Consider the following 24837-nt stretch of genomic DNA (forward strand, 5'->3'; position numbering starts at 1 on the left):
CGCGTGCCCCGTTCGTATAACCCCATGAGAAAAATTAAAAATATTTACGTTTTGCTTTCGGCGCTATTACTGCTTATAATACTGCTTAGCCAAAGCGCGAATATTTTTAATTTATTTTCCGGCAAAACGCCGCTTTCACGCTACACATTCTCACAAGCTTTTTACGCTGACGACGGCACACTGCTGCGCCTTACACTGTCGCACGACGATAAATACCGCCTGTTTGTGCCGTACAAGGATATCCCCGCCGATATGCGCCATGCGCTTATGATGTATGAGGATAAGTGGTACTACCTGCACTACGGCGTTAACCCGCTGGCGCTGGCCAGAAGCTTTTTTACAACCTATATTAAAAAATCCCGCCGTATGGGCGCCAGCACCATAACAATGCAAACCGCCCGCATGGTTTACAACCTGGATACAACTTTAATACCCGGCAAAATAAAACAAATTTTCTGCGCCCTGTGGCTGGAGTTTAGATATACCAAAAAGCAAATACTTGAAACTTACTTTAACCTTGCGCCCTATTCCTACAATATTGAGGGCGTGGGCGCGGCCAGCTTAATATATTTTGGCACCAGAGTGCAGGACTCTACTTTACTGCAAACGCTAACACTCACCGTTATCCCCCAAAATCCAAACAAACGCAACCCCGCCCTAAAAAACGGTTTTGCCAACATGCAGGCGGCACGCAACAAACTGTTTAACAAATGGATAAAAAAGTACCCGCAAGATAAAAAACTTGAGTCTTTTTTCAATATGCCCATGGCCGTAAAAACACCGGCTACTCTGCCGTTTTTAGTGCCGCATGTTATTAATTATTTATTACAGCGCGAGCACACGCCCGAGGTGTTTACCACCATAAACCTGCCTACGCAGCAATTGCTGGAAAACGACGTAAAACTGTTTATATCACGCAGTAAAGCGCATGGCCTTAAAAATGCCAGTGTGGTACTGCTTAATTATAAAACTATGCAAGTGGAAGCGGCCGTAGGCTCGGCCGATTTTTGGAACGACGAGATAGCGGGTCAGGTAAACGGTTTTGCCGCGCAGCGTTTGGCAGGGTCCACGCTTAAAACATATATTTACGCGCAGGCGCTTGAACAAGGCATCATACACCCGGCTACATTACTAAAAGACACTAAAAAAAGTTTTGGCATTTACTCGCCGGAAAACTCCGACCGTATGTTTGCGGGCCCGATACTGGCTGCCGACGCGCTTACACGCTCGCGCAATATACCTGCCATAGAACTGCTGAGGCAAACCGGGTATGATAACTTTGTTAACACCTTGCGTGATGGCGGCGTAAAGGGCCTGAAGAACGGTAATTATTATTCAACGGGGCTTGCGCTGGGTACGTTTGAAATATCGCCCTTAGAACTTTCCGCCCTTTACGCCGCCCTTGCCAATAAAGGTGAGTACCGTGAGCCTAAATTTACCAAAACCGCCCCCCCTTCCAAACCCAAACAACTGCTAACGCCGGAGGCTGCTTTTATCGCGCTGGATATGTTAAAAAACAATACCCGCCCGTATAAAAAACTAAGGCTTAGCGTGAGCAAAGACTTTCCCGTTTATTTTAAGACAGGCACTTCATCATCTTACAAAGATGCCTGGACTGCGGGAGTATTTGAAGATTACGCGCTTGTGGTATGGGCGGGCAATTTTAGCGGAGAGGGCAACAACTATTTTCTTGGCCGCCAGGCGGCATTACCTTTATTTTTTGACATAGTAAAAACCGTGGAGAAAAATAAGCCCGGCTTTAACTACCGCCCTTTGAGCGCCGACGGCCTAAAAATAACGCAGGTTGACGTATGCAAAGGCACGGGGGACTTGCCCGGAAAATACTGCCCCGCCACGTTTAAATCCTATTTTATCCCGGGCGTTTCCCCAATAAAAGTATCTGACATACATAGAGAAATATTGATAGATAAAGCCACCGGCCTGCGCGCCTGCCGCTACGACCCGGTGACCACTAAGGCGGAAGTATATGAGTTTTGGCCATCTGAAATTGAAACACTTTTTAAAGAGGCGGGCATAATACGCCGCGCCGTGCCCCGCTACTTATCGGGCTGCACTATAGAGGAAGCGGCTGCCTCCGGCAACGCGCCGGAAATTCTGCTGCCTACGAAAGATGTTATTTATACATACAAAGACAATGAAAGCGATAAACCTATTATCCCGCTAAAAGCGGACCTTGACGCCGACGCAGGTAAAGTATTTTGGTTTGTGGGCGGGCAGTTTATGGGCGAGTCTAAAGAAAACCAGACCCTATTTATAAAACCAAAAAGCGGCACATTCACCGTAAAAGCTGTTGATGATATGGGCCGCTCTGCTCAAAGTATGGTAACAATATCGGTTAGTGCCGATATTAACTAATTATTTTAACGGTTTAAAGCGTGTGCGCACCTCTTGCCTGAGTGTATTGGTTGTGTCCATAAGTTGCTTGGTGCTGTAAATCATACAGCCGTCTACCGTAGGGGAATTTTTGCACCTGTCGATTTGGGTGCCTATTTCCTGCTTGCTTCCGCCCCAGGTTTCAGTACCGTGCCTAAACCCCGCTAAGCCGATGTAAAGCGAAACTTTTTTACCGCCTTTGGCGTTGTGCGCCTTAATAAGATTTTCCCACCATTTAAGCACCGCGGGGAAATCAACCGCTTTGTGCGCGTGGTGCCAATATATTTGCGGGGTAACATAATCTAACAGGCCGCTTTCTATCCAAAGTTTTGTATCAGCGAACATGCCGTCATAGCTGGCAAAAGTGTTTTTGCCGGTGGGGTGGTCCGTACCGTTTTTCCAAATGGCAAAGGGGCTTATGCCAAACTGTATTCTGGGTTTGCCCGTCGTTTTTTTGGCGTTTTGCGTATCGATAGCGGCTTTAAGGCTTTTTACAAATGAGGTCATGTGGGAACGTCTTAAATTATCTGTGGCTGCGTCTCTTTTGCCGCCGTATTTATCGTTAAAGGGCAATACCTTTTTTGTGGCAGGGTCATTAACAGGGTACGGATAAAAATAGTCGTCTAAGTGCACGGCGTCTATATTGTAATTTTGTATAACTTCGTTTATTACTTTAACGCTGTGCGCTCTTACAGCGTCTATGGCAGGGTCATAAAAAATTTGGTCGCCGTAGATAACTGACCAGCCTGCTTTTTTGGCGGGGTGGCCGTCCGCGAGCGGCGCTTTTTTGTCTGTGCCAACTCTAAAAGGATTGAATGAAGCGTGCAGTTCCATGCCCCTTTTGTGCGCTTCATCTATGGCAAATTTTAACGGGTCGTAACCGGGGTGTTTGCCCTGGGTGCCTGTGAGGTAGCGGCTCCAAGGTTCGGCGTCCGGTAGTTTTGACTCCCATATTCTGTCGGCACACGGGCGCACCTGTAAGACTACCGTGCTTATGCCTGTGGCCTGCAAGGTATCAAGTATTTTTATAAACTCCGCTTTTTGCGCTTCTACGCTTAGGCCAGTTTTGGTAGGCCAGTCAATATTGGTAAGCAGCGTGACCCACGCGGCGTTATGCACAAGCTTGGCGTTGGCGGGAATAAAAGATAAAAGCATTAAAATTAATATTAAATATTTTTTCATACTAAAATTTTATGTTTATATAATGCAGGACGAAAGGGCCTTTAGACCTATTTTATGCATAGGCCCTTTAGAACAGAAGTAATAGTAAATAATTATGCCACTATAGCAACCACAACGGAAGTGTGTAGAATCTTCATTTATACGTCGCTTCCAATTTTGGCGGATTTTGAATTTTCTTCCGGCCGACCAAGTACTTAATTGTACGGTGAGGTTGGAAAAAATTCAAAATCCGCCAAAATTGGAAGCTTAGCATGCCGTGCAATAAGGAATAGAAGCCACAAGCTACAAAGGAATGTAGGTGTACTCATCCACCATAAAAAACTCCGCTTTCGGGTCTTTTAACATTTTACGCTCTATAAGTATTTTTTTAATACTGGGGCGTTTGGTGGTGCTGTAGTGTATAGCCTTTTTCATATTAGGAAAATATGTTCTAAGGTAAGGGTATTTACCCAAGCTGGCTACAATGGCAAAGGGTTTATACTTTTCAATTTCGGCCTGCATCTCGGCGTTAATTTCTTCTCTGCGGGCGGGGTCTCCGCCGTCTTTGTCAAAAGAGTCTATTATCTGGTACATGGTAAGCAGACCGTTTTTGTTAAGCAAGGTTAATGTTTCACCGCCGGTACGTTCAAAAAGCATATTGCTTTTGGGTATGTTAAACTTAGCGGCGGCGGCCAAAATAGCGTCTATATCCTGCTGTGTTAATTCATTTTTTACGTCGAACCAAAATAAATGTGTTTGCGGCTCTTGCATAGCGGCAAAAATATCTTCCAGCTTGTAGTCGTGCTTTAGCTGCCTGTCGTCATGCGCCACAGAAACCTTGCCGTTTCCGTCAGTAATAATATCCAGCTCAAAGCCGTTAAATGTTTTCTCTTTAAAAGCGGCGCGGCGGGGGCTGTTAACCTGGTGCACCATAAGAACAGTGTCAAAACGTTTATCGGGGTAGGTGGCGGTATTATATATGGTGCCTATTGGTGTGATAGGTTTAAATTTATTCTCAACATACACAAACATAACTGTTGAAAATACAAAAAAACCCACAACCAAAATTAACGCGCCAGCAACGGCAAAAAGTAACATTTTTTTCATATTTTTATTATACAAAATTTTACCGGGCGGTAAAATATTTTATAATTTTTACTTCTTACAGTTATTACCCTAATTTTTTATAAATGCAAGCTCATTTCCTGCTGGGTTACATATTCCTCCAGCCCCATATGCAGTAAAAATTCAGCCGTATTCCAAGAATCCCCGTCTACATTTGTTATTGATATTTCAGGCGAATAATTATCTTTAATATAGTTAAGCAGCAGCGCCGCCGCGCCTTTGTTACGGTAGCCTTTGTCAACGGCAAACTGGTTAACGCGGCGCATTACTTTGTTATAAACCAAGTAGCCTATCAATGCGTCCCCGTCGTACACCCCCACAAAAATATTATTATCTCTGGATTTTTCTACCGAGGTCACGCTGTTTTGCCATGATGGTGCCCAATCCCAAAAAGATTTTAACTGCGTCCAGTCGTGCTTATCAAATTCTGCCACGGTATATAGGTTGTGCGGGCCAGCCACATTTAAAACGCCTTTATAACAAAGCAGTTTTCTTACCGTGCCAAAACCGAGGTCATTATAAATTTTGATTGCCGCGCCGTTGGTTGATATTACTTCAAGCATTATTTTTTTAACGCCGGAGGTTCTTAAAACCGGCATCATATGCTCATAAATCTGCGTGGTTAACCGCTGGCCCCTGGCGCTTGGAATAACGCCCGTTACAGCGTTATAAGCAACTTTATTACCGTTTATAATATCAAAGCCAAACAGCACAAAGCCCGCCAGTTCGCCCTCAATAAAAGCGCCCGCGGAAAGATTAAAATCAATACTGTCGCCCACAATGCGCTGCTCCAGCTGCTCCTGCGACACGCACATAGGCACAACATAGTCGGAAAAAGCCTCGTTAAAAGTATTAAGCACGGTTACAATACTAGTATCGGCTAATGTTTGTATCCTCATATAAACCCTTTTAAATGATTATTATAATAACTGTCTTATGCTGGTATTCTATTGAATAAAATGGTGGAAGTCAATCAAATAAAATACCCATTTTTAGCGGTTAATAGCAGCCTGTATTAATTAGGTTAAAAAACCATCCCCCCACTAAGCGGGGGGATGGTTAACTAGAAATTAAATCTTGAAGAAATAGTAATTTGCGGCAGCTTATTTGGCTTGTTTATAGTGTCATAAAAAACAAGGTTTCTGTAAAGGCCAAGGTCTACTTCAATCTTTTTACTGTTATAGCTTGCTTTGCCGTATACTTTGCCCACAGGGTCTAAAATAGGGTCATATTTGCCAACCGGGCTGACGTAGCCTATCATAACCAACAGTTCGTCATCATTATCCAGCTTTTTTTGCGCGCCCGCGCTGCCGTGTACAAAAGCGCTCCTGGCCACGGTGCCTACAATAAGCTTGGAAAACAATTTGGTATTATTTTTTTCGGTCTCATAGTTCGCGCCCGCCCAGGCAGAGTTTAGCGCAACGGTGTTAACATTATCCTGAATGGCGACGTCTTTAACCCCGGGGTAAAACTGGCCCGCAATCTCCAGGCCCAGCTTGCCGCCGCATACGTTTGCTATTTCGGCCACAGGTTTGATTTCAACCATCATATTAGCGTCAGTAAGGTCTTGTTCGCCGTCTAAAATTTTACCTGCCTGAAACATCCCCTCGCCACGCGCTTCTACCCCGGCTTTAAATTTATCGTTAAATTTTATGTCGGGCGTTTTGTAACTGCCGCTTAATTTTACACCCGCGCTGCGCCCTGTCTGCGCCTGGGCGTTTTTGGTGTAAGCGGCAAAGCCGCCCGCTGTGTAGGAATAATTTTTACCGGCTTTTTTAGCGTCCAGCACAAAAATATATGTGTCCAATTCCGATCCATTGGTTTTACCAACCAGCAGCGCCGCGTTATTCACGCGTACAACCATGTTGTTGGGCACCTGTCCGCAGGACAACGGGTCGTATTCGTCATGATTAAAAGCGCGTCTTACCAATTGGCCGAACTCGCTTTCAAAATACATTAAAGGCTTGCCTTTGTTGTCATATATATAGTTGGTTATGTGCTGCTGGCCCCTGGCGTCATACGTGGCGGCCATGTTAAGGTAAGGGGTGCGTAAGGTAGCGGTGGAAAGATTGTTAATATTACCGTCATTCATTTTTACCAAAGTTTCGGTATGGTTAGAGCGGCCGTGTATATAAATATTTTTAAACCTGCCGCTTTCCATAATAAGCTCTTGCGTAAAACGCGTTATGTGGCGGCACACGTAATGGGACCCCTCACCGATAAGCTGTACTTTATCTATAACGCCAAAAACGTCGTAAGAATCTTTACCTTTCTGCGGGCCGTCTCTATACACAATATCATACATACTGTCTTCCAACGCGGAAAAGAAACTTAAAAATTTGTAATCGTCTTTATGATAGTCCGATATATTTTTAACAGCTTGCCTTAGCCCCGCCCTGTCGCCGTTTTTAACGCTGAAAAGGTCGGCCGTTAAAGCGGCGTTTTTTACTTTATCATAGTCAAGCACAACTTCAAGACGGTTAGCTATTTGCAATATAAGGTCTAAATCTTGTGAAGATAACGAGGACATGCTATTGTAGTACTGGGGGCCTTTAACATTTTTAAATTCTGCGGCTACCTTTTTCCAAGCTTCTTTACTGTATTTATTTGTTCTAAAAGACCATGTCATACTGCCGTCTTCACTCTCTCCGGTAACGGTTTCGGTCATGCGTGTAACAAACCCCATTCTGTCCATATACGGCGCGTTGGCAAGAGTGCCGCCGGCTCTAAGTTCTTGCAACGCCCAAAACATATCGGTTTCCGCCCCTTCGGCATAATAGCGCTCCTCGGCCACGTTGGGGATATTGAATGTTTGCGAAGCCTCCACAGAAACGGAAAAGCTGCGTTTTTTCTTTTTAGCCTGGTAACGCTGCTCAAGCGTTTGCGAAAAAATAGAAACAGCGGTTAAAGCGCATAAAATTGTTAAAAGTAATTTTTTCATATACTAAAGTTTATTTATTTATACCGTTGTAAAAAAGGGTCTAAAGGCCTAAGCGCGTGTAGGTCTTTTGGCCTATGCAAAAAATCCCCCGCCTTAGCGGGGGATTTTTTAATCTTCTGTCATGTACGCTATATCTTCGTAGGGTACACGGTACAGGCCCTGTTTCAGCCGTTTCTGGTCAAATATATGGCCGAACAGCCCTATTGACCTGGCCACCACAAACAAGGCGTTAAGGCAGCCCAGCTCTATAACCTGGTCGGCCTCCTCGGCGTTAAACTCTTTACAGTTTTTTAACAGGTCAACAAAACACACGCCTATGCAGCCGTCCACGTTTAAAATAAGATTATTCTTTTTTTGCGTGGTCAGCTTTTCCACCTCAAGCGCAAAGTCCAGCGTAGGCGACTTTTTAAAATTCTTACGCACAAAGTTTTTAAGCAGCGTTACACGCATATCGGGGTTGGTCACGCTTTTTACTCTGTGGCCTATGCCCGGGATAGCGGTGTTTTTATCTTTCATTTCTTTAACAAACTGCTCAGGCGTAAGCCCGGCCTCAACCGCGCGTTTAAAGTTTTGCGCCGCGCCGTCTATCGCGCCGCCAAAGCGCGGACCTATTGTAAGCAGGCCTGAAACTAGTGAGGATATAATATCCTTGCCCGCCCTTGCCGCCACTATAGAGTTATGCGCGCCAGACACGGCGGGCCCGTGGTCCGCGCACAGCATTATGGCAAGTTCAATATACTGCCTGGCGAATTTGGGCAAAGCTTTTTTAAACCACAGCAGGCCTATTACGCCGCCTATGCCCATGTCGTCACCTATAACCTTGGTTATTTTGACATTATTATATTCTAATTCTTCTTTTTTATCGTTAGATATTGTGCTGATAAAAGAAGTTGACTTGCGTATTTTGCCCGCTTTTAAGGCAACCGCAAAATCCTCAGGCACTGTTGGCGCGGGAACTTCTGCCGCAGGCTTAATAACGCCTTTTTTAACAAGTTTGTTGTAGGTTTCTTTTACAAGTTTATCGTACTCGTCAAAAGAGTTTGGCACTATGGCGCCCGCTTTACGCAAGGCTTCATTTTTAGCCTCGGCCGTTTCAAGCGAGTTGTCCGCCTTGGCGCCGGCGTGGCCAAACTGCACGCCGCTGGGAAACATCTTGGCGCAGGTCCCCGTCACCCATATGACAAGCGGCTTTTTAATTTTGCCCGCCTTTAAAGCTTCTACAATACGCAGCTCTTCCGTGCCGCCAATCTCACCGAGTGACGCTATCATTTTAACCTGCGGTATAGCCTCGTAGCGTAAAATATGGTCAAGCAAAGTTGAGCCTGGGTAAGCGTCGCCGCCTATGGCAATGCCCTCGTACAGGCCGTCGGTATTGCGGGAAATAATATTGTAACATTCGTTAGACAAACCGCCTGATTTTGATACAAAGCCCACGCTGCCCGGCCTGTTAAGTTTTGACATAACTATATTATCTATAGTGCCCGCCGTATTGCCTATTTTAAAGCAACCAGCTTTTATGCCGCCCACGGTGGCCGGGCCTATAACCATTTTGTTCATTTGCTTAGCCATGGCCGCTATTTCACGCGCGCGGCGTTCGGGCATGCCCTCGGCTATGATGACAACGGTGTTAATTGTTTTGGCGTTAAGCGCCTCTACAGAAGTTTTGTAAGCGCTTCTAAAAGACGAAAAATTTATTACCACGTCCGCCTTAGTAAACTTTTTTACCGCCGCCGCTAAGGTGGCGAAGGACGGCACAAGCACTTCTTTTTTGCCAAAGAAAAACTTGTGCACGCTGTTTTTACCGGGGTCAATAATAGCCGCTACAGACGGAGTTTTTCGGCCGCACACATAGTCAAAGTCCAGCATGCGCTGCACGGCTTTTTGTTGGTTGCCGTAAATTATGGCCGTAGTATCTTTAGTAAATAATTCAGGTTTCATATTATTTGCCCCCCTCAAGCGCGAGCGATACTATGCGCGTAATGTGCGTATCTGGCCCAAATACTTCTATGTTCAGCCCCAGCCGCTCACCCGCGCGGCGCATATTTGCCAGCCCCTCTTCGTAATTAGGGCCGCCGCGGCGTACAAATATTTTTATATTATTCTTTTTTATTTTAGCGGCGTACTCTTCAAGCGCTTGTATAATGCCCTCAAAGGTTTTGGCCACGTCTGTAAAGTTGGCTATACCGCCGCCAATTATAAGCACCTTACCTTTTGGGTGACGCTCCTTGGTGGCTAAATCAAGTACCGTTTTTGCGTATAAATATGTGAACTCTTTAGACGGGTCGCCGGAGTACTCGCCGTAGTTGGCAAGTTCTTTAGAAAAGCCCAGGTCGCACACGGTGTCGGCGTAAATTACGCTTGCGCCGCCGCCTGCCACCATTGTCCATACTCTGCCCTTGCGGTTAAGTATGGTAAGTTTTAGGCTGGCGCCTGTTTTTTCGTCCAATTCCTTAATATACTCTTCCTCAGGTTCTGTGTGCGAGCCGAAGGCGGCGGGGAATTCCAAATCCCCCCACAGTTTACCTGTTTCAAATAAAGAGGTATCGTCCACTTTAGCCACTAAGTCCAACGGCACTACGCCGCCTTTATCAAAGGTAAAGGGGTTAATTTCCAGGTAGCTGAAGCCGCCGGCAATGTACAGCCCGTAAAGTTTTTTTACAAAGTTTTCTACTTGCGTTTTGTTGGCGCCAAGGTCAGGCATATTGAGCTTAACTTTATTAATATCACCAAGTACGGGGACGAAAGTTTCTTTTATTTTATCCCAGTTTTCTTCCACATAAATACCGCCTTGGTTTGAGATGTAAATTGTGTCGCCCTCGCGTGTGCTTTTTATGGCGGCGTAATATTCATCCTTATGCGGGGTAAAAGGCTCTATTAAAAAGTGCGTCAGCGTGCCTATGGTGGAACCTACGGTTACTTTTTTGTTCATTCTGTCTTGTATCCACTTCCAGGTTTCTTTAAAACTTTTGCCTACGCACAAAAGACCGTGTTTACCGCGTTTGCCAAACAGCTGGTCCGGCTTGGCAACCAGTTTTGCTTTGGTAAGCCAGGGGTTTTGTTTAAGCAGGTCACGCTCTTTAGTTGTGGGCGTGACTAACGCGAGGGCCTTGGCCCTCGCGCCGTCTCCTAAGTATGTAAACAATACTTTTTTACCGTCGTACTCTCTAATGCCGCGTATTGCCATATTATTTCATTGCCGCCTGTAATTTTTTTACAACAGCGTCTATAAACTCTGTGGTGTTAAGCGGTTTTTTGGGCGGGTTATCCATAAGAGGTATAAGGTCTTTGGTTACCAGCCCGTCTTCTATACAGTCAAGCACCGCCTTTTCAAGTTTGTTGGCAAAGGTTACAACGTCTTTAGTGCCGTCCAGCTCGCCGCGTTTTCTTATGGCGCCTGTCCAGGCGAATATTGACGCGACGGAATTGGTAGAAGTTTCTTTGCCCTCAAGGTGCTGGTAATAATGGCGTTTAACTGTGCCGTGCGCGGCCTCATATTCAAATTTACCGTCAGGCGAAACTAAAACCGAGGTCATCATCCCAAGCGAGCCAAAGCCAGCAGCGACCATGTCTGAAAACACGTCGCCGTCGTAGTTTTTCATAGCCCAGAGTATGCCGCCCTCATGCTTCATAACCTGTGCCACGGCGTCGTCTATAAGAAGGTAACGGTAGGTAAGACCCGCCTTTTGAAAGTCTTCCATAGCGGCCACAACCTCTGTGGCGAAAATATTTTTAAATCTTGTGTCATATTTTTTGCTTATGGTATCTTTAGCGGCGAACCAAAGGTCCAGCCCCTCGCTAAGCGCGTATTTTATGCAAGACTTGGCAAATGAACGTATAGAATTATCCGTATTATGCATACCCATAAGCACGCCGGAACCTTTAAACTCATGCACAATAATTCTGGTTTCGCCCTGGTTGCCGTCGGCCGCTGTGGTAAACACCAGTTCGGCCTTGCCGGGCGCGGAGACTACAAGCTCCTGCGCTTTATAAATATCGCCGTAAGCGTGACGGCCTATGACTATGGGCTTTTTCCAGGAACGCACTGCCGGTTTAATATTTTTGACAGTAATAGGCTTTCTAAAAACGGTGCCGTCAAGGTGGCTTCTGATTTGGCCGTTTGGCGAGGGCCAAGCTTTCTTAAGTTTATATTCATTTACACGGTCATCATCAGGAGTAATGGTGGCGCATTTTACGCCCACGCCGTATGTGGCAATGGCCTCGGCCGCGTCTAAGGTAACTTTATCGTCGGTGTCGTCTCTGTGTTTTACGCCAAGGTCATAGTATTTAAGGTCAATATCAAGGTAGGGCATTATTAATCTTTCTTTAATCATGGCCCAGATAATGCGGGTCATTTCGTCGCCGTCCATTTCAACAATCGGGTTTTTTACTTTAATTTTAGCCATAAGAATCTCCTGTTTATTTTACCGTGTAATTTAAAAGCCCGCCCGCAGTAACAATATCTTGCTGTCTGGGGGAAAGCTCGCAAAGCAGTTCTATTTTTTTGCCCGTGCGGGCGTTGGTAAGCGTAATTTTGCCTTTAGCCACTGCTGGCGCAAAGTCGCCCGTCAGTTTATCGCCCTGCTGTAAATCGTCATAATCAGCGGGATTGGCGAATATCAAGGGCAGTATGCCAAAGTTAATAAGGTTGGCCGCGTGTATACGCTCAAACCCTTTGGCTATAACGGCTTTTACGCCAAGGTACATTGGGCACATGGCGGCATGCTCGCGGCTGGAACCTTGGCCGTAAGAGTCACCCGCTACAATTATATTGGCAATACCCGCCTCTTTATTTTTAAGCGAACGCTCCGGGAATGTTTTGTCTATATTTTCAAAAACAAACTCGGCATATTTAGGAACATTGCTTCTGTATTTAAGGCGCGCCCCGGCGGGCATAATATGGTCTGTGGTAATTTTGTCGCCCACTTTAATGGCGACCTCGCCGTTAAGTTTGGCTGGCATAGGGTCATTAACAGGCGGTTTGCCTATGTTAGGGCCCCTGGAAATTTCCGTCTGGCCCATACGTTTGGAATCCGGCTTAATAATCATGCGGTCATCTACCAAAAACTCCTGCGGCTCGGCCACGTTAGGGTACTTAATATCCGTATTTTCAGGCAGTACCACTTTGCCATAAATGGCTGCCAGGGCGGCTATTTCCGGCGAGACCAAATAAACCTGCGCGTCTTTAGTGCCGCTGCGGCCCTCAAAATTTCTGTTAGATGTTCTCAGGCTTACGCCGCCGCTTTTGGGTGAAAAGTGGTTGCCTATGCAAAAGCCGCAGGCAGACTCCATAATACGTGCCCCGGCCGCTATCATGGCGCCAAGGGCGCCGTCACGGTCTATCATCTCAAGCACCTGCCTGCTGCCGGGCGCGATACCAAGACTGACACCCTCATTTACTATTTTACCTTTAAGTATTTCCCCCACCATCATCATGTCTCTGTAAGAAGAGTTGGTGCAGGAACCTATGCAAACCTGGTCAACAGGCATGCCCTCAATTTCTTTAATTGTTTTGATATTGCCGGGGCTGTGGGGCGCGGCGGCAAGCGGTTCTATAGAGGAAAGGTCTATAGTTATTTCACGCTCATAGGCGGAGTCTTTGTCTGCGGTTAACTCTATCCAGTCTTTCTCTCTGCCCTGCGCTTTTAAAAACTCTTTAGTAACTTCGTCTGAGGGGAAAATAGAGGTTGTTACGCCCATTTCCGCGCCCATATTTGTGATAACGGCACGCTGGGGAACGGAAAGCGTTTTCACGCCCTCGCCGCCGTACTCAAGTATAACGCCCACATTGCCCTTAGTGCCAAGTATTTTTAGCATTTCAAGCACAACGTCTTTTGCGCTGCTCCACGGGCGCAGGGCGCCAGTTAAATTAACCTTATATACCTTTGGCGCGGTAAGATAAAAATTGCCCCCGCCCATAGCGACCGCAACGTCCAGCCCGCCGGCGCCTATTGCTATTTGCCCTATGCCGCCGCCTGTGGGAGTGTGCGAGTCCGACCCCAGCAGCGTTGTGGCCGGCTTGCCAAAGCGTTCCAGGTGTACCTGGTGGCAAATACCGTTGCCCGCGCGGGAATAAAAAATACCATAGCGTTCCGCTATGGTTTTAAGGTAAAGGTGGTCATCGTTATTTTCAAAGCCCACTTGTACTGTGTTGTGGTCAACATATGACACCGATAAATCTGTTTTAATTTCTTTTAGCCCCAGCGCCTCAAACTGCAGGTAGGCCATGGTGCCTGTTGCGTCTTGCGTAAGTGTTTGGTCTATTCTTACTGCTATTTCTTTGCCGGGTACGTACTCTCCTTCTTTTAAGTGATTTTTTAGAACTTTTTCTACAATGTTCATAAACCTCTCCTCTAAAAGCATGTAATACTGTACTGCGAAGTGTGTGGTATACTGCGGTGGTCCTATGCAAGCAGTCTAGCAAATTTAAGTTTTTTTTACATACTAATTTATATAATGAAAATATGAACATTTTAATACTGGGCGGGACTAAGTTTTTTGGCAAAAAACTGGCGCTGGATATGGCAAAAAAGGGCCATAATGTAACGGTTTTCAGCCGCGCCTGCCCGGTAAAAGACCTGCCTAAGCAAATAAACCAAATTAAAGGCCTTCGCGGGGACCTGTCCGCCCTGCAAAATACAAAGTGGGACGCTGTGTTTGATAACATCTGCTACAACGCCGCCCAAATGCGGGAAGCGGTAAAAACTTTTACAGGCAACACCAAACATTATATTCTTATGAGCAGCGGTGACGTGCACCTGGCGGTAAAAGGCGCGAAGTCACCTTTTAGCGAGACTCTGGCGCATAAACTGCCGCCGTTAAAAAAGGCGGACGCTTACGGCCAAGGTAAGTATGAAGCCGAAACAACGCTTATCAAAAGTGATTTACCATATACTATTGTACGCCTGCCCATCATTGTCGGCCCCGGCGATCCTAAAGACCGCCTGGCTGTATACTTACGTGATATTTTAAATGGTGCCCCTGTTATCCTGCCAGACGGCAGCAAATATAAAAGAAGATTTATTTATGTTGACGACGCCGCCCGCGCCCTGACCCTTGTCATACAAAACCGCGCCCGTGTTAAGGGTAAAACACTGCATTTTGGCGGCGAAGTTATTACTTTAAAACAATTTGTAAAACTCTGCTATAAATTTTGCGGTAAAAAAGAAAATACCATCAACATGCCTTACGCTAAATTAAAAAAACTTAAATATGACGCCGCAGCCCGCAACCCGTACTTTAACCCTTTTGATTATGTGCTAAAACTTACCAACGCTAACAAATTGTTAAACTGGAAACCCACGCCAATACAAAAATGGCTTAAAGACACTATTTTAACGCATAACAAACAATTCTCCGCTTAAGAAATACATTTTATTTATAACATTAATATACGCCCCTCTGTGCATAAATAAAAATAAATGATATGCTTATAAACAGTACGTTTTTATACTTTTTTGGAGACACCTTATGCCCCAGCAAGCCCACAAAAAAAGACACTTTTCTTTAAGCAATATTATAGGCGTGTTTGTAGGCCTTTCGGCGTTAATATTTACGGCGTGCTTTATATCTGTATTTCTGCTTTCTATGTTTAGCATGCTTAACAGCAGCGAACAAAAGACTGTCGAGTCGCAGGTAGAAATTTTAAGAACTTTAATAGATAATTCCACCGCAACAATACCCACAAGCGCAAAACTGTACAGCGCGGCAAAAAGAACAATGGAGTTTACCGAAGGCAAACTGCCAGCTTACCCAGACACATACTGGAAAGATAATAAAAGATTTAAACAACAGAATATTAACCTGGTGGCTATACAGGATATAAACCGTAATAACCTCTACACCCGCTTTTATAACGGCGAAACAGACGACAATCCCCCCATACCCGCGGGCTTTAATAATTTTATAACCCCTATGGCGCAGGCCCTGCTTGAAGACCCGCACCTGGCAAACAGCAGCTCTTACCTGGGCAAATCAGGCTTTGCGCTGTTTGACGGCACGCCGTATTATATAACCGCGCAGCCTATATATGCGGAAGCGGGCAACAAAATTATAGGGGTGTTTTTCTTTGGCAGAATATATGACGCTAATGTTATGGCCGGGTTGGCCGGCCCCATAGGCCTAAAAGCCGGACTGTTTACAAAAACAGACCCCGAAGTTTCCGCGGTATACGACACTCTTACACAAGAACATGACGGGCGTATGGAAGTGGAAAGCGATAACAAAATAATACTCTACACACTGTTCAAATGTTTTAAAGGCGACCTAAACCTTGTGCTGCGTACCGAAAGCCCCCGCACAGCTTACCTTAGCGGAATGTCGCTTACCATAAGAACGGGCGCGCTGCTTATAGGTATGATACTTTGTTTTACGCTTGTACTTTTTTATATAGTGCGTAAGTTTATGGTGCGCCCGCTTACGCTGCTTAGTAAAGAAGTGCAGGAGATTTCCCCCTCGGTTTACGCGCTGGGGCAAGGGGTGCTGGTAAGTTCTGAGTTTAGTACGCTGGTATCGTCCATTAACGGTATGATAGAACGCCTGAAGCAAAGCTACGCGGCTGAGGAAAAGTCTAAATTTTCCATAGAAATTATGGAAAGCATACTCAACGGCATGGACGCGTTTTTGTATGTGTCTGACCCTAAGACAGACGAAATACTTTTTATAAACGATAAAATGAGAGAGCAGTTCGGCTTTAAAAAAGGCGAGGGGGTAGGCTCTGTCTGTTGGAAAGTATTGCAAAAAGGTTTTACACAGCGCTGCGCCTTCTGCCCTATACCAAAGTTGGAAAACAACCCCAACAAAGCTGTTATTTGGGAAGAGCACAACACTGTTACCGGTAAATATTATAAAAACACTGACAGCATGATAGAATGGGCAGACGGCAGAAAAGTGCACTTGCAGCACTCCATGGACATAACCAATATAAAAATGGCGGAAGAAAAACTGAAAAAATGTGTCAAACAGCAGGAGCTGATGACAAATATTTCCAGAAACTTTATTTCTAAAGAAGACTTAAAAACACAAGTTTATTCCGCCCTTAAAATGGTTGGGCAGTTTATGGATATCAGCAACATTGCCCTTTATGAACTTGATAAAAAAAGCGCCGAGCTTAAAGCGTTTTCCAGGTGGTCGTCAGAAAAAACAGACTGCACGGCGGCGTTGGATAATATAATCACTTTTACCAAAGGCAATCTTTTTTATGACACTCTTGTAACTAAAAACGAACCGGTAATTAAAGTGGACGATGCCGCAGAGCTGCCGCAAGAATACGCCAGAGCAAAGAAGTTAAACATAATTTCTTTTATGTCTGTGGCGGTTATAGTGTCGGGCGAATTATGGGGCATGCTTTTGTTTGACACCTGCGACAAAAAAACAACCTGGAGCGAGAGCGACTCCTACCTGGGCAAACTGATGAGCACGGTACTCTCGGGCGTTATTGTCAGAAATTATATGGAACGCGATATTATTAACGCTAAAGAAACTGCCGAGCACGCCAGCAGCGCCAAAGGTGATTTTTTGGCGCGCATGAGCCATGAAATACGCACCCCTATTAACGCAATTCTTGGCATGACCAATATTGCCATAGGTTCTAATGATACTGAGAAAAAGAATTACTGCCTTGAAAAAATTGACAACGCCTCCACACACTTGCTTGGCATTATTAACGATATTTTAGATATGTCTAAAATTGAGGCTAACAAACTGGAGCTGGTTGATAATGAGTTTGACCTAGAGAAAATGTTGGTAAAGGTTACCAACGTGGCAAACTTCCGTATAGACCAAAAAAAGCAGACGCTTGTTGTAAATATAGGCAAAACAGTCCCCCACGCTATAATTGGCGACGAGGTAAGATTAAACCAGGTTATAACCAACCTGCTTACCAACGCCAGCAAGTTTACGCCTGAAATGGGTACCATAAAACTAAGCGTTAAAAAAGTGGAGGAAAAAGGCTCGGAAGTAACTCTTAAAATAGATGTGGAAGACAACGGTATAGGCATATCTGAGCAGCAACAGGCCAGGCTGTTTCAGTCTTTTGAACAGGCGGACGGCAGTATATCGCGCAAGTACGGCGGTACAGGCCTGGGGCTGGCGATATCAAAAAGCATTGTGGAACTTATGGGCGGCACTATATCTGTTAAATCTGAAATAGGCCGCGGCTCAACCTTTACTTTCTATGTAAAAGTACATAAAGGCAGCATGCATAAAAACGCTAAGCTTGACGCGGGAATAAACATTAAAGACCTGCGTATTTTAGCGGTGGATGACTCGCCGGAGATAAGAGAATATTTTCTTAACCTTATGGGTATGTTATCTATTAACTGCGACGTAGCCGCCGGCGGCGAAGAAGCGCTTAAAATGATAGAGGAACACAAAAATAACCCGTATAATATCATCTTTGTAGACTGGATGATGCCCGGTATGAACGGTGTGGAGCTCACAAAAAAGATAAAAGAATATAAAGACGACGAGTCTGTTATAATTATGATTTCCATAGCGGACTGGAATGAGATAGAGCAAGAAGCCACACAGGCCGGCGTAAGCCACTATATAGGCAAACCGCTGTTTCCATCGGCGTTAATTAATATTATTAATGAAAGTGTGTCGGGCGTAGTATCGCACGCCAAAAGCAGCGCGCAAAACGTACCCGCAAGCCAAAAGCCAAACTTCAAAGGACACACAATATTAATAGCGGAAGACGTTGATATCAACAGAGAAATTATAGAAGCGTTTTTAGAAGAAACTAAAGTAAAAATAGACTTCGCGTTTAACGGGCTGCAAGCGGTAGAAATGTTTAAAGCCGCGCCTAACAAATACAGCGCCATACTTATGGACATACAAATGCCTGAGATGGACGGATTTGAGGCCACCCGCGCTATCCGCGCGCTTGGCACGGCGGAAGCAAAAAATGCGCCCATAATAGCTATGACTGCAAACGTATTTGCGGAAGATATACAAAAGTGTATAGCCGCCGGCATGAACGGGCATTTAGGCAAGCCCATAAACATAGAAGCTATGTTTACTAAATTAAACACATACTTAGGATCAAAAAATATGACAGATAATAACAACACAGCGCTGCCTAAAGCAGCGGGGCCGTTAGACTACTCGGTATTTCTGCCTCTCATTGACGTGCAGGACGGTTTATCAAGAGTAGTAAATAATAAGGTTTTGTACATAAAGCTACTTAACCGTTTTAACGGCAAACAAATGGTGCTGGACATAATAAACGCCGTAGACGCCGGCAATTACGACGATATTACAAGAACAGCCCATACGCTCAAGGGTGTGGCGGCAAACCTTGGACTTACGCAGATTCAGGATACTGCGCTTAAAATAGAGTCTCAAGCCAAAATGGACGCAGACTTAGACGAAATAAAAAAACTTACCATGGTTCTGGGTGACGAAACAGAAACCACGTTAAGTAAAATTAAAGAACTCACTGACATAATGTAAAATTTAAAACCCCCGCCAAACTACCGGCGGGGGTTTTAAATTCCCAACCAATTGATACGGCTGTCCTGCCGGACAACCTTTTCCCCGCCAAACTACCGGCGGGGGTTTTAAATTCCCAACCAATTGATACGGCTGTCCTGCCGGACAACCTTTTCCCCGCCAAACTACCGGCGGGGGTTTTAAATTCTTAACCAATTGATACGGCTGTCCTGCCGGACAACCTTTTCCCCCGTTAACTCATCACGAGAAATTACTCAAACAAACTCAGCTGCGCGGGCGGAGATTTTGTTTTATACGCCGCTATAATATCTTTCATCTCATAAAGAATACCGTATCTCCTACACTCTTTTTTGAAGGCTGCCATAAGCATTTTTACATGCGGGCTTACGCAAGAGTACGCATCGCCGTAATATTCTTTGTATTTCGCGCTTACCCCCGGGAATAATTTATCCAGTTTCGCGTAATAATAATCGCGCTGGTTAGCGCGCAGCGTAACGCCAAAAGACGCGTAAATAAACTTTGCCCCCGCCCTGGCAGCGCCGCGCACAACACCTGTTATATTTTCTACAGTATCATTAATAAAAGGCAGCACGGGCATCAGCAATATTCCTACAAATATCCCCTCATCCGCCAGCTCTTTAACAGCGGCAAAGCGTAGGGCGGTTGAAGCGGCCGCGGGTTCTATTTTAGCCGCCAGCGCGTCATCGGCGGTTGTTACGGTAACCTTTATTATTACATTAGAGTGGCCGGCTATCCTTTTAATAATATCCTTATCTCTTGTTATAAGCGGGCTTTTGGTGGCCATGGACAGGCCAAAGCGGTATTTATCCACCAGTTCTAGTGAACCTCTGGTTAAAAGCAAGTTTTCTTCTGCTGGGTTATAAGGGTCGCTCATGGCGCCAGTAGCTACAACTCCTTTTTTACGTTTGCCTTTAAGGTCACGTTCTATTAAGGAGAGGGCGCCCTGCTTGGCTTTAACTTGGTCGAAATTATCTATACGATAGCAGTCGCTCCTGGAGTCACAATATATACACCCGTGGCAGCAGCCGCGGTATATGTTCATATTATAGTCGGTCATAAACCAAAAAGGTGAGGGCTTAATATTAGTTACTATAGTTTTAGCTTTTATATATTGCATTATTAAAGTATACAAAAAGCTTATTGGCAGAAGCCGGCGCTAAACAGATATACGCCTGGACAACAGTATAAAAACAGTATAATATAAAAGTATATGTATAAATTTTAATTTTTTAAACACCCTAACCTTTGGAGATTTTTATGACCCCTCAGCCTCAAACAAGCAAGCGCCGTTCAATCAGCACCGTTCTTGGGCTGTCAGTGGCGCTGGCGGCATTAATTTTTATAGCTTGTTTTATATTAATATTTCTCTACGCCATGTTTAATATGTTTGATAAGGCGGAAAAGAAAACCCTGCAGGAACAAACCGCGCGTTTTGAAAGATCTTTACAGGCGTCTTTAAACCAATTACCGCAGAATATAAACCTGTTTTTACAATGGCCCGCAACAGCGCAGTTTGTGGAGGGGACAAACCCGGTTTACACGCAAGATTTCTGGATAAAAAATAAACTCATGCAAAGGCGCGACGCTGACCTGGTTTCCATTTTCAATACCGGCGGAGACAACCTTTTTACGCAATTTTATAATTTTGAAACACACTCCACGTACGAAGCGCCCGACGGATTTACCGATATCCTTTCTGGTTTTTCAAAACAGCTTTTAAACAGCGCGGACCAGCAAAGAAAAGGGTTTTTTGTTTTCAACAATACCCCGTACTACATAGCTTCTAAAACAATTATCTCCCCCTCATCAGGCAAAACTGTGGGCGTGTTTTTCTTTGGCCGCAAGTTTGACCAGGAAGATATGGAAGAAATTGCCGAGGTTACAGGCATAGGGTTAAATGTTTTTACCAAAAATTCCCCCCAAATAAAAGGTATTTACGATAAACTGCTTAAATCAAAAAAAGGCGTGATTGAAGTAGAGGGGCCGCAGGATGTTTTTATTTATAAAATGCTGCCCGGCTACGCGGGAGACAGAAGCATAGTAACACAAATAAAAAGCCCCCGCACGGAATATCTGGAGGGCATGTCATTTACCATAAACACAGGCCTTGTGCTTGCGCTGGTAATTCTATTTTTTATTCTTACGCTGTTTATTGTCATACGTAAGTTTATTGTTGGCCCGCTTACGCGCCTTAGTAAAGAAATCGGCGGCCTTGCCAGCGCGTCAGACTGCGTGAATGAAGAAATTTTCTTAACGCAGGAATTCCACACTCTGGCCACATCTGTAAACACAATGTTTAAAAGGCTGCTGCTTAGCTACGCGGAACAGGAAAAAACAAAAGTATCAGTCAGCATTCTTGAAAATATTTTAAACAGTATGGACACCTATGTTTACGTGGCCGACCCGCAGACCGATAAAATACTTTTTATTAATGAAAAAATGAGGAAGGACTTTAACCTTAAACCGGAGGATGGGGTAGGCTCTACCTGTTGGAAGGTATTTCAAAAGGACCAGACGGAAAAATGTTCTTTCTGCCCTATATACAAACTTGCCCAAAACCCGGCGCAGGAAGTTAAGTGGGAAGAACTTAGCGGTATTACAGGCAAATATTACGCCAATACCGACCGCCTGATAGAATGGGTCGGCGGCAAAAAAGCGCACCTGCACCACCGCATAGACATAACACAAAGAAAAGCCTCTGAAGATACTCTTAAAAAACGTGTTGGGCAACAGCAGCTCATGACAGATATTTCCAGAATATTTATTTCAGAGCAGCCTATAGAACAGCAATCATATAAGGCGCTTGAAAAGGTAGGCGCGTTTATGGGCCTGACAAACACTATTCTGTGCAAATACCATAAAGACCGCCAGGAAATAGAACTTGTAAACAAGTGGCTCTCACCCAATATTAAACAGAACGCGGGCCTTGGCACAAAGGCGTCTTTTAAAGAGGGAAATGTAATTTATGATACGCTTGTAAAAAACGGCGAACAAGTTTTCACCGTTGAAGACACGCAGAAAAACCCCACCCTTTACCAAAATGAAATAAAAATAGGTGTACGCGCTCTTATGGCAGTACCTATATTTACAAACGGAAATTTCTGGGGGCTTATACAGTTTGAATCGTCAGCCGCTCCTGTTACCTGGACAGACAGCGACCGTTACCTGGGCAGGCTTATGGGCAGCATATTCTCGGGCGCCATAACAAGGGCGCAGGTAGAAGTTTTACTTAACAGAATGGCGTCAATAGTCAACTCTTCCCCGCAGTATATTTCCTGCGTTGATACAGAGGGCAACTTTACTTACTTTAACCCCGCCACCATGCAAATAACCGGGCGCGAGGGCGCGGAGCTTAACCAAATGGGCGTATCAGTCTTTGGCGTTACAAAAGAAAAAAAGGATATTATCATAGATAATATTGTTAAGCAAGGCAAATATAATTTTGAACTGCAGTTTAAATCAAAAGACGGTAAAGATAAAATAATGTCCTTTTCCAGCTTTGTAATACCTGGCGGAAAAGAAGACATAGGCAATATAGGCACCGATATTACCGCGCAAAGACACCTGGAAAAAGAAATCATACAGGCCAAAGAAACGGCCGAGCAGGCCAGCAGCGCCAAAGGCGACTTTTTGGCGCGCATGAGCCACGAAATACGCACGCCTATTAACGCAATACTGGGCATGACAAACATTGCCAAAGGCTCTGGCGAAATTACCAAAAAAGACTACTGCCTTGAAAAGATTGACACCGCCTCGCAACATCTGCTTGGCCTTATCAATGATATTTTAGACATGTCAAAAATTGAGGCAAACAAACTGGAGCTTTTAAACAGCGAGTTTGACCTTGAAAAAATGCTGGTAAAAGTTACCAATGTGGCCAACTACCGCATAGACCAAAAAAAGCAAAACCTTATTGTAACCATAGACAAAAACGTCCCCACCACCGTCATAGGCGACGAGCTGCGCCTTAACCAGGTTATAACAAACCTGCTTACCAACGCCACCAAGTTCACCCCGGAACTTGGCACTATAAAATTGTCAGTAAGAAAAATTGATGAAGACGGCACATTAATGACGCTTAGAATATCGGTGGAAGACAACGGCATTGGCATATCGGACGAGCAAAAATCCAGATTGTTTAAATCTTTTGAGCAAGCTGACGGCACGATATCGCGCAAATTTGGCGGCACGGGTTTAGGGCTGGCCATATCTAAGAGTATTGTTGAGCTTATGGGCGGCGCAATATCCGTTGAGTCCGAACCTAACAAAGGCTCCACCTTTACATTCACAATCAAAGTGCACAAAGGTTCACAGTCACAAGCCAGCAAACTTGATAAAGGCGTAAATATAGATAATATACGCATTTTAGCGGTGGATGATTCTGAAGAAATAAGAGAATACTTCCTTAACGTTATGGGTATGCTGTCGCTTAAGTGCGACGTAGCGGCCGACGGTGAAGAAGCCTTACAGCTTATACAAAAAAACGCCGACGCCCCGTATGACATAATTTTTGTAGATTGGATGATGCCTGGCATGAACGGCGTGGAACTGGCTAAAAAAATAAAAGAAAATAAGTTTAACAAATCCATCATTATCATGATTTCAGTGTCTGAGTGGAGCGAGATTGAGGAGGAAGCCACCAAAGCCGGCATAGACCGCTTTATAGGTAAGCCGCTGTTCCCCTCCACACTTATCAACGCTATTAACGAGTGCACCACCGGCGCCGTATCGCACGCCAAAGAAACGGCGGAACTTAAAATGGACGTAACCAAACCCAACCTTGAGGGGCACACGCTGCTAGTGGCCGAAGACGTTGATATCAACAGAGAAATTATGGAAGCGTTTCTTGAAGGCACCAACGTTAAAATTGACTTTGCCTTCACAGGTAAAGAAGCGCTGGATAAATTTGCCGCAGACCAGCAAAAATACAGCGCCATACTAATGGACATACAAATGCCTGAAATGGACGGGCTGGAAGCCACGCAGGCTATACGCGCGCTGAACACAGAAAAAGCTAACACCATTCCCATAATAGCCATGACGGCAAATGTGTTCGCCGAAGATATACAAAAATGTTTTGCCGCTGGTATGAACGACCACCTTGGCAAGCCTGTAAACTTAGACAGCATGTTTTCAAAACTGCGCACTTATCTGCCGCAAAAACACGGCGTGGACACAGTGGCGCACGATATTAAAAGCGCCGGTTTTAAACATACTGACTATTCCCGCTTTATGCCCTTTATTGACATTCACGACGGCCTTAGCAGGGTGGCCAACAATAAGGCGCTTTACATAAAGCTGCTTAACCGCTTTGAGGGCAACACTATGGCGGCGGAACTTATAAACAGTATTAACGCCGCGGACTATGACGCCGTTATCAGGGCGGCGCACACTATAAAAGGCGTAGCGGCTAACCTGGGGCTTACACAGCTTAAGAATATCTCTCTTAAAATAGAATCCCAGGCTAAAGTAAAAATTGAAATAGCGCAAATAAGCGGCCTTATACATCCGTTTAACGAGACTATGAGCACAACGCTAAAGCTTATCAAAGACCTGTCACAAGACAAATAAAAAAAGCCCCCTTCACCGGGGGCTTTTTATCTTATACTTCTATATAACCTAATTACGCTATCAGTATAGTAAATATAAATATATTTAAAAAACATGGTTTAAATGATAATTCTTACCTTTCAAATATAGTAAAATTAAGTATATTATCCTAACCCCCAAAGCAAAGGTATTTC

Annotated in this window: 13 protein-coding genes; 4 read left to right on the forward strand and 9 right to left on the reverse strand. The window is 44.8% G+C overall.

Annotated features, from left to right (window positions below; translation table 11 throughout):
* Window positions 1-24 precede the first annotated feature (24 nt).
* Window positions 25-2376 carry a penicillin-binding protein 1C gene (gene pbpC, locus AAIR98_RS07725; protein ID WP_423971616.1) on the forward strand — a complete coding sequence of 784 codons (2352 nt, stop codon included), beginning with the start codon at window positions 25-27 and terminating at the stop codon, window positions 2374-2376.
* Here the strand turns inward: pbpC and AAIR98_RS07730 are convergent, their stop codons facing one another.
* The 8 genes from AAIR98_RS07730 to AAIR98_RS07765 form a co-directional block, all read right to left on the reverse strand.
* The gene (locus AAIR98_RS07730) at window positions 2377-3576 is read right to left on the reverse strand and encodes a glycoside hydrolase family 10-like protein (protein ID WP_423971617.1); all 1200 of its coding nucleotides are present in this window, start codon (window positions 3574-3576) and stop codon (window positions 2377-2379) included.
* A gap of 282 nt (window positions 3577-3858) precedes the next feature.
* Complete coding sequence (locus AAIR98_RS07735; RefSeq protein ID WP_423971618.1) at window positions 3859-4662, reverse strand: hypothetical protein; 804 nt, start codon at window positions 4660-4662, stop codon at window positions 3859-3861.
* A gap of 77 nt (window positions 4663-4739) precedes the next feature.
* Window positions 4740-5579, reverse strand: a complete 840-nt coding sequence (locus tag AAIR98_RS07740) for a GNAT family N-acetyltransferase (RefSeq protein ID WP_423971619.1) — start codon at window positions 5577-5579, stop codon at window positions 4740-4742.
* Between the two features lie 164 nt (window positions 5580-5743).
* A complete protein-coding gene (locus AAIR98_RS07745; RefSeq protein ID WP_423971620.1) occupies window positions 5744-7621 on the reverse strand; it encodes a hypothetical protein in 1878 nt (625 codons plus the stop codon).
* Between the two features lie 108 nt (window positions 7622-7729).
* On the reverse strand, window positions 7730-9559 hold the full coding sequence (locus AAIR98_RS07750; RefSeq protein WP_423971621.1) for a citrate/2-methylcitrate synthase: 1830 nt from the start codon (window positions 9557-9559) through the stop codon (window positions 7730-7732).
* A 1-nt stretch (window position 9560) separates the two neighbouring features.
* The gene (locus AAIR98_RS07755; protein ID WP_423971622.1) at window positions 9561-10805 is read right to left on the reverse strand and encodes an ATP citrate lyase citrate-binding domain-containing protein; all 1245 of its coding nucleotides are present in this window, start codon (window positions 10803-10805) and stop codon (window positions 9561-9563) included.
* Between the two features lies 1 nt (window position 10806).
* A complete protein-coding gene (locus tag AAIR98_RS07760) occupies window positions 10807-12024 on the reverse strand; it encodes an NADP-dependent isocitrate dehydrogenase (protein WP_423971623.1) in 1218 nt (405 codons plus the stop codon).
* A gap of 13 nt (window positions 12025-12037) precedes the next feature.
* Window positions 12038-13960, reverse strand: coding sequence for an aconitate hydratase (locus tag AAIR98_RS07765; RefSeq protein ID WP_423971624.1), 1923 nt, complete (start codon window positions 13958-13960; stop codon window positions 12038-12040).
* A gap of 122 nt (window positions 13961-14082) precedes the next feature.
* Here AAIR98_RS07765 and AAIR98_RS07770 point away from each other — a divergent pair, with 122 nt between their 5' ends.
* Together AAIR98_RS07770 and AAIR98_RS07775 are read left to right on the forward strand one after the other, a co-directional pair.
* Complete coding sequence (locus AAIR98_RS07770) at window positions 14083-14982, forward strand: NAD-dependent epimerase/dehydratase family protein (protein ID WP_423971625.1); 900 nt, start codon at window positions 14083-14085, stop codon at window positions 14980-14982.
* A gap of 106 nt (window positions 14983-15088) precedes the next feature.
* Entirely contained in the window at window positions 15089-19072 is a 3984-nt protein-coding gene (locus AAIR98_RS07775; protein WP_423971626.1) for a response regulator, read from the forward strand.
* Window positions 19073-19322: 250 nt separating this feature from the next.
* On the opposite strand, the gene AAIR98_RS07780 is transcribed toward AAIR98_RS07775, so the two are convergent.
* Window positions 19323-20210 (reverse strand): SPL family radical SAM protein, encoded by an 888-nt coding sequence (locus AAIR98_RS07780; protein ID WP_423971627.1) that lies wholly within the window; start codon window positions 20208-20210, stop codon window positions 19323-19325.
* A 140-nt stretch (window positions 20211-20350) separates the two neighbouring features.
* Here AAIR98_RS07780 and AAIR98_RS07785 point away from each other — a divergent pair, with 140 nt between their 5' ends.
* The gene (locus AAIR98_RS07785) at window positions 20351-24664 is read left to right on the forward strand and encodes a response regulator (RefSeq protein ID WP_423971628.1); all 4314 of its coding nucleotides are present in this window, start codon (window positions 20351-20353) and stop codon (window positions 24662-24664) included.
* The last annotated feature ends 173 nt before the right edge of the window (window positions 24665-24837 follow it).

It is taken from the genome of Elusimicrobium simillimum (assembly GCF_049639735.1).
GTDB classification, from domain to species: Bacteria; Elusimicrobiota; Elusimicrobia; order Elusimicrobiales; family Elusimicrobiaceae; genus Elusimicrobium; species Elusimicrobium simillimum.

Bases quoted from the DNA above. Each gene is read 5' to 3' on its own strand.
- AAIR98_RS07765 (WP_423971624.1), bottom strand. From the start codon at position 13,960: ATGAACATTGTAGAAAAAGTTCTAAAAAATCACTTAAAAGAAGGAGAG.
- AAIR98_RS07755 (WP_423971622.1), bottom strand. From the start codon at position 10,805: ATGGCAATACGCGGCATTAGAGAGTACGACGGTAAAAAAGTATTGTTT.
- AAIR98_RS07730 (WP_423971617.1), bottom strand. From the start codon at position 3,576: ATGAAAAAATATTTAATATTAATTTTAATGCTTTTATCTTTTATTCCC.
- AAIR98_RS07785 (WP_423971628.1), top strand. From the start codon at position 20,351: ATGACCCCTCAGCCTCAAACAAGCAAGCGCCGTTCAATCAGCACCGTT.
- AAIR98_RS07750 (WP_423971621.1), bottom strand. From the start codon at position 9,559: ATGAAACCTGAATTATTTACTAAAGATACTACGGCCATAATTTACGGC.
- AAIR98_RS07760 (WP_423971623.1), bottom strand. From the start codon at position 12,024: ATGGCTAAAATTAAAGTAAAAAACCCGATTGTTGAAATGGACGGCGAC.
- AAIR98_RS07735 (WP_423971618.1), bottom strand. From the start codon at position 4,662: ATGAAAAAAATGTTACTTTTTGCCGTTGCTGGCGCGTTAATTTTGGTT.
- AAIR98_RS07775 (WP_423971626.1), top strand. From the start codon at position 15,089: ATGCCCCAGCAAGCCCACAAAAAAAGACACTTTTCTTTAAGCAATATT.
- AAIR98_RS07770 (WP_423971625.1), top strand. From the start codon at position 14,083: ATGAACATTTTAATACTGGGCGGGACTAAGTTTTTTGGCAAAAAACTG.
- AAIR98_RS07740 (WP_423971619.1), bottom strand. From the start codon at position 5,579: ATGAGGATACAAACATTAGCCGATACTAGTATTGTAACCGTGCTTAAT.
- AAIR98_RS07780 (WP_423971627.1), bottom strand. From the start codon at position 20,210: ATGCAATATATAAAAGCTAAAACTATAGTAACTAATATTAAGCCCTCA.
- pbpC (WP_423971616.1), top strand. From the start codon at position 25: ATGAGAAAAATTAAAAATATTTACGTTTTGCTTTCGGCGCTATTACTG.
- AAIR98_RS07745 (WP_423971620.1), bottom strand. From the start codon at position 7,621: ATGAAAAAATTACTTTTAACAATTTTATGCGCTTTAACCGCTGTTTCT.